This window comes from Mucilaginibacter sp. P4_E8, assembly GCF_056401495.1.
Map to the genome: position 1 here is coordinate 1 of NZ_JBFUJG010000328.1, position 2,060 is coordinate 2,060.

The following is a 2,060-nucleotide window of genomic DNA, read 5'->3' on the forward strand; positions in this document are numbered from 1 at the left end:
CAAACAGTACAAGCGCTACAAGATGCTGTTAATCTGTTTGAACAATTAGAGTTTGATCCGGCTTTCCTTCGGGCGCACGCCCAATATTTTGATGAAAGCCAGTTTGTATTAAAAATCAGGTCATACGTACAGAGTAGATATCTTTCTGAAAGAAAAGTTGTACCTCTAATACTGAATACAGATAGTTCTTACAATAATTTGGCATGAAAGTTTTACTTATAAGCAGCTTTTATTACCCCACATTTGTTGGCGGGGCCGAGATATCCGTTCAGCTACTGGCAGAGGGATTAACAAAGGCAGGTAATCAGGTATATGTACTTACTACGGGCCCGGTTAATAAGGTTTATCGTGTTAATGGGGTTGCGGTAATAAGCTTAAAGCAAAGAAATATATATTCTACCTATAACGGCGTTGCCCATGTAAATGGGATTTTTAAATCTTTCTGGCACCTGCTTGATAGCTGCAATATGTTTTATCATTTCAGCTTTTCATCAATCTTAAAAAAAATACGTCCCGATCTTGTTCATACTAATACCATTCAGGGTTTTTCACCTTTTATCTGGAAAACTATAAAAAGCAATAAAATCCCTCTGGTACACACCATGCGTGATTATTATTTGCTTTGTCATAAATGTAGCTTATTTAATAATAATAAAAATTGCGAAGTCCTATGTCAGCCATGTAAGGTAACCAGTAGCATAAAAAGAAATTTCATGTTATACCCTGATCATTTCATTGGTATAAGTCAATACATACTAAATAAGCATAAAGCCTTTTTACAGATCCCTGATCAGTTTAGCAACGTGGTATATAATGCTACCAAAAATTGTTTAAATGCAACGGTAAAGCCAATCACAGAAAAAATACATTTCGGGTATATTGGAAGAATAGCAGAAGATAAGGGTGTGTTGTACCTGGCAAATGAATTAGCTAAATTAACTGACATACAAAAATCAGTATTGAAAATTATTTTCGCTGGTAAAGGCGATCCTCAATTTATAGCACAACTTGGTGATATATTAAAAAACATTCAATACGAATTTATAGGTGTATCAAAACCAGATGATTTTTATAAGCAAATTGATATTTTGATAGTTCCGGCTTTGTGGAATGAGCCCTTTGGCAGGACGGTGATAGAGTCCTTATCTTACTCGGTTCCTGTTTGTCAGTCAGATAGGGGGGGGCTCAAAGAAATCTATGATCCTAACAGCTCTTGGACCTATTCGCCTGATGAGGGAAACCTTTCAGTTATAATAAGTCACATTTTGAGCAATAAAGGTGAGATAGCCGAAAAAAAGAAAAATTGTGTAAAGCACGCCCAAAAATTTTCTGTAGATAATTATATTAAGAATCATCTGCTTTTATATCAACAAATTACTACCCCCCGGCCCGAATTACGCAAAACGGGAATATACCCGGTTTTACATAATCAATTGAATTGATTATAAAATTCTGCATAAACCGACACAAACAATATGATTACGGATCTAAAAACACGTATTAAATCAAATGAGTAGTGTACTTACTGAAGCCGCATCTACTACGGATAAAAAGTTAGTCGCTTCTGGAATATTTTGGAATTTTATCCAATTGGTTATAAACCAATCTTTTAATTTTATTTTAAAATTGGTGTTGGCTAAGCTACTGTTTCCAAGTGAATTTGGATTAGTAGGCATGGCAACTGTATTCACAGGGTTTGTACAGATACTAAATGATTTAGGTGTAGGCTCAGCACTCGTGCAGCGGAAAGATGAACATTTGCGTAACGAACACTATCACACAGCTTTCTGGACAGGAGTAATTTGGTCTATTTTATTATTCCTTATTATGAGTTTTGGCGTGGGGCCTTTGGCTGCCATGTTTTATAACAAGCCTATTCTTACAACCATTATCCCAGTCCTTAGTATCGGTATTTTAGTAAGCCCGGTAAACCTGGTGCATAAAGCACAGCTTACCAAGCAAATGAAATTTAAAAAATTGGCCTTTATAGACAATGTATCAAATATAGTAGTTGGTGTTATTGCCCTTATCATGGCTTTAAAGGGAGCCGGTGTATGGGC

3 protein-coding genes are annotated in these 2,060 nt (G+C 35.8%); all 3 read left to right on the plus strand.

The features are described from left to right. The coding region (locus AC1DRQ_RS31035; protein WP_477429913.1) for a hypothetical protein at positions 1 to 207 on the plus strand (207 nt) is incomplete at its 5' end. Further along, positions 204 to 1,442: a glycosyltransferase family 4 protein gene (locus AC1DRQ_RS31040; protein ID WP_477429915.1), complete on the plus strand. Its 1,239-nt coding sequence runs from the start codon at positions 204 to 206 to the stop codon at positions 1,440 to 1,442. The genes AC1DRQ_RS31035 and AC1DRQ_RS31040, both read left to right, overlap by 4 nt. Before the next feature lie 67 nt (positions 1,443 to 1,509). Then, positions 1,510 to 2,060: oligosaccharide flippase family protein (locus AC1DRQ_RS31045; RefSeq protein WP_477429917.1), on the plus strand; the 551-nt coding region annotated here is incomplete at its 3' end.